This is a genomic window from Desulfosporosinus sp. Tol-M2 (genome assembly GCF_059735615.1).
In genome coordinates, this window is record NZ_JCAIJG010000044.1 from 1 (window position 1) to 4,545 (window position 4,545).

Genomic DNA, 4,545 nt, shown 5'->3' on the forward strand with positions numbered 1-4,545 from the left:
CAGGCTAACAACTAAACTATAGTACAAGGTAAGCAAAACCACAAACCCGTATCTCCGGAATTGTACCAATCCCATAATTCCACCGATCAGCCCTAAAACTAAATACCAGGCATCTGTTTGATAGCCGGAAAATTTAAAAAATTCCTGCTCCCCTACTGTTAATGGCTTCCAAAACAAATTAACGGCTTTTGTCAGGGTCCGCTCGATACACTGAATTGGATGTTGAAGGATATACGTTTTAGCGAGTTTTGAGTATTCCGCTTCCTGCTCCATGACCGGCAGTTTTTCCACCCGGGCTTTTACTTCCGGATCATAGGTTTTTGCTGCCATCACAAAGAAATCATCCGTAACTGTATAGGGGTTATTGCCCGCATAAAATTCATAAGCGCCATAATTTGTGACGGCAACGAACTGGTGGTARCGCAGAGCATTTCGAACCCACCAAGGACTCATAACCAGAGACATTGCTAACCCAACGAGGATAATATCTCTCAGACCCTTTCTAAAATCCCAGTTATGCAGAAACCATTGCCAAAAAAAGAGTACCGGAAAGATGAGTAACAAAATAGGCCTCACCAAATTGCCGAGACCGAGGATTATCCCTAACAACAGGGTACTGCTCAGATGTTTTTTACCCCTCTGAACGTTTTGACTATAGAAGACAGCTGCCCAGATGAAGAGGGTTATCATGAAAATATAGGTCGTTTCCGTCAATACGTAAATAGTCCAGAAGGAAAACATCGGATAGGCCAGCATTAACAGATAGGGTATCCAGGCATAGGCTTTGCCGAATAAACGTTCCCCAATCAGGTATGCTAAAACCGTCGTCAGGGCACTGATGACGGCTTGCAGAAGGACTACGGCGAAATAGTTCTTTACCCCAAAGAAAATATAGGTGATGGCAATCAGCAAAGGGTAGACCGGGCCGACAGCGTAATCCCGATCCCGTATCGTCGTGATAAACCCTTTCCCTTGTAGGAGGTTTTCCGCAATATTGGAGTACGTTAATCCGTCTGAGGAAATCAAATAGTCTGCCGGGTAAAGCTTAATATAAAGAAGTCGGACAAAGAGTGCTATGCCAAATAAGATCAATAACCCAAGATAGCGATGACGTTTCGACAAATCAACCTTCATCCTTCCATATAACATGTTGTAATCCGATAGCTAACAGTTCTTATCTCCCTCTTCTTTAAGAGGGAGATAAGAACTGTACAGCCCTGGATAACTATTTCTAACCGTCAGGTGGAGTAAAACTCCATCTGACGCTAAGAACTCTGTTAATACGCCGGCTTATCGTCGCCTGGGGGTAAGATCGTTTTTTCGATCAGTTCCTGATTGGCTTCCGAGATCGCTCCGGTTCCACCCAAGACATAAACTTGCGGATTTTTATCCTTGATACCGGCCAGCCAACTGAGCACTTCCGGCTTAATCTCAAAGGTATCTATTAAAATGAGCGGGCTTCCGGTTTTAGCAGCCAACGCGCCTCCCGCCAGACCATCAGGAAAATTAGCTCCGGTAGCGATGAAAACTTTCTGGGTTCCTTGATCGTTGTATACTTTCTGGAGTTCTTGCTCAAAGTAGTTCACGATTTCCAGAGCCGTATCGTATTTGGTAAGCCCCTTTAAACGAAGGGGACCATATTGGGCTAAAGGTCCTTTTTGGGGATCATCCAACTTGGGTGCGATTAAAGCGCCTCCCCCCACCATAATTGTTTTCGTGACCTGAAAGTCAGCAAATACCGCTTGAGTCGCTTCCGGTAAAGCATCCCGTCCGGTAAGAAGGATCGGAATCCCCAAAGCTGCTGCCGGTGCCGAGGCAGCCATGGCATCCGGGAAATTGAGTGTAGAGGCTAGAATGACGGTTTGATTGGACCCAAGTTTTCTGGCAATCTCGGCTGCCGTTTCAGCGGCAGTCGTCCCGGCAATTCGTTCCGGATTTAGACTTAAGTCCCCTAAAGCCCTAAAGACAGGCTCGCTGATCGCCGCCGTGCCCCCCAGGATATAGACCTTTTTAGCGCCGAGACGACGGAGTTCCTTGAGCACCTCAGGATCTAAGCTGCCTGGAGGATTTAAGAGCATAGGTGCATTGTATTTTTTAGCAAGGGGCGCCCCGGCCAGGGCATCCGGATAATTGGCCGTGGTGGCGATCACAACGGTATCCGCTGTGGTCCATCCTGCTTTGCAAAGTTCAATGGCGGTATCGACTGCTCGCAAACCTGCCAAACGTTCTACGGTTGCTTTAGCAGGAACAGGCAATGGAGCCGGAGGAATTGGCATCGGATCAATAGGCGCGGGCAGCGTCGTTTGGGCCTTGGTCAAGCCCGCCTGGGCGCGCAACATTACGATGGGATTAAGATTTGGACCCTGCAGAATTGTCCAGTAATATTTGGCTGCTGTTGCCAGATCATAGGCTGAAGGGTTCGTTTTATTGACAAGACTATCCGCTTCCGCCAGAAGATTCCGATCCGCTTGAAGGATTTTATCCCCTAACATTGTCTTGTCAAGACTCGTGATTGCCGGGTTGTTATAGGCTGTTGTGTAAAATCCCAGTGCGTAATAGGAAGCCCGACGACTAAACGAAAACCAGTAATCACCCGAAGCATCAGAAAACGGTCCCCCATAGTTTTTCCCTCCGTCGGAGACAAGGTTTGCTACATTATATTGAAGATCCCCGCGATGGGTTGGGCCAGGTGTGCTCCAAAGACTGGAGATACCCGGAGCTCCGGTTGCCGGTAAACTGCTTTTGGGTAGGGGAGTCACGCCGGGAGCAAAGGTAATTGCACTATTGTATTTTTGTCCCATTAAGGCAAAGACAACGTTCTGATAGCAACTCTTCCCTTGGCTCAGCGGATCATTGGGGTTATTCCTCCCTTGCCAGGAGTTATATCCCCATACCGCAAAATACCAGTTTTCCAGGATATTGCGGTCTCCGTTGCCGATTTTCGGGAAAGCCCGCCATTTTTGATTCAGCAGCTGACAACCCACTTCGATGTTATAGTCGATGTCATTTTTCAGCTTATCCAGTTCAGCCGTATTTTCAGGATTATAACTGGAAATTTGCATAATTCCAATGCCGATTCCATCGTATCCCATAAGCGGTTGATCCGCCAGCGGGCTATTGTCGAGAGGATTCCTGGCGTTTTGATACCATCCGCTTTCCATCCAGGCAACGGCTTTTAAGACGACAGGGGGAATATTATACCTGTTCGCCCAATAGTCCAGTTTTTGCCCTATTTCCAGATAATATGCTTTTTGGTCAAACCCCGCTGCAAAAACTTGTTTTGCAGGAAGCATTCCCGTTAACATAAGAGCAATTACAATTATTGCCATGATTTTCACAAAGTTATAATGCCTTCTACATATCCGGTAAGCCATTTTTCTGCCCCCTTTCTGCTAAAAGAAGCTAACCGTTACGTTATCCAAGCATAAGACCCCCAATTCTGCAAGTGGAAGTAGGGCCTCGTTCAGCTTAAGCGTAAGCGAGTTCACTAAGTTCACTACGATCGTATTCGACAATAAAATCAGGATTTCCTTCCTACTTGGAAATCTATGAACTAGGATTCACCCTTTAAGACTTGATCACTTTGTCCTTGAGCCAGGTTAATAAACTCGTGATGCTGCCCAGTCCATAGGAAAAATGTAAGGTTGGAAAAACAGGCAATAAGCAGACTGCTAAGGGAAAACTCTTTTTCTTGACGATACCCTCAGACCCGCTAATGACCAGAATTGTACCAAAATAAATAGTCATCAAGGCAGACAAACCCTTAACGCTGCTTAAAGCTAACAGGATGACCATCAAGACAAACGCTGCCGGGATAATCCTTCGGAAGCTGGGAATGATTTGATGCTTGAGGCAAAACTTATTGGCCCAGTAACCATAACGGTAATACTGAGTCCAAAGACCGGCCAGATCTTTTCGGGCGAAGTACTTGAGGACTATTTTAGAGTTCATGACTATTCTATAACCTTTGGTCCTTACCCGATAATTAAAATCATAATCTTCATCGAATATTAGATTTTCGTCATATCCGCCCAGGCTTTTCCACAGCTCCTTGGTAAAAGCCCCAAAAGGCACGGTATCCACGTCAATTAGAGTTTCCGATTGATCTTTTAATGTTCGGTACAAGGCATTACCCACGCCCAACGGGTGACTAACCCCAATGGAAATAGCCTTGGACATAATGGTGCTGTCTGAGGCCTGAATATCGCAGCGGCCGCCGACAGCCCCTTTAAAATTAATCTCTTTTAAAGCTTTAAGCGATTCTGAGACGTAATTAGACGGTGCTTGCGTATGTCCGTCTAACCTGACAATTATATCGTGGGCAGCGTTTTGACACGCAATATTGAGGCCTATGGGAATAAAACGCAGGGGGTTTGTCAGGAGTTTAATAGAGCGATTCACCGGCATTTTAAGGGTGATTTCTTTGATTAGTTCAACCGTGTTATCCGTGGAGTTACCATCCACAATGACTATTTCGATGGAACCCGTAAAGTCCTGTTTCACAATACTCCGGATGGCTTCGCCAATATTCTTCTCTTCATTGAA

At 46.1% G+C, this 4,545-nt stretch carries 3 protein-coding genes; all 3 read right to left on the reverse strand.

All coding sequences use genetic code 11. The features are described from left to right. On the reverse strand, positions 1-1,122 hold a 1,122-nt coding region (locus tag AC6I5A_RS02895), incomplete at its 3' end, for an ArnT family glycosyltransferase (RefSeq protein WP_034611551.1). 155 nt (positions 1,123-1,277) lie between these two features. Next, positions 1,278-3,374, reverse strand: coding sequence for a cell wall-binding repeat-containing protein (locus AC6I5A_RS02900; RefSeq protein ID WP_052167851.1), 2,097 nt, complete (start codon positions 3,372-3,374; stop codon positions 1,278-1,280). Between the two features lie 193 nt (positions 3,375-3,567). Continuing rightward, positions 3,568-4,545: glycosyltransferase family 2 protein (locus AC6I5A_RS02905; RefSeq protein WP_034611550.1), on the reverse strand; the 978-nt coding region annotated here is incomplete at its 5' end.

Excerpts from the sequence above, each read along its gene's own strand:
- AC6I5A_RS02900 (WP_052167851.1), bottom strand. The coding sequence starts at position 3,374 with ATGGCTTACCGGATATGTAGAAGGCATTATAACTTTGTGAAAATCATG.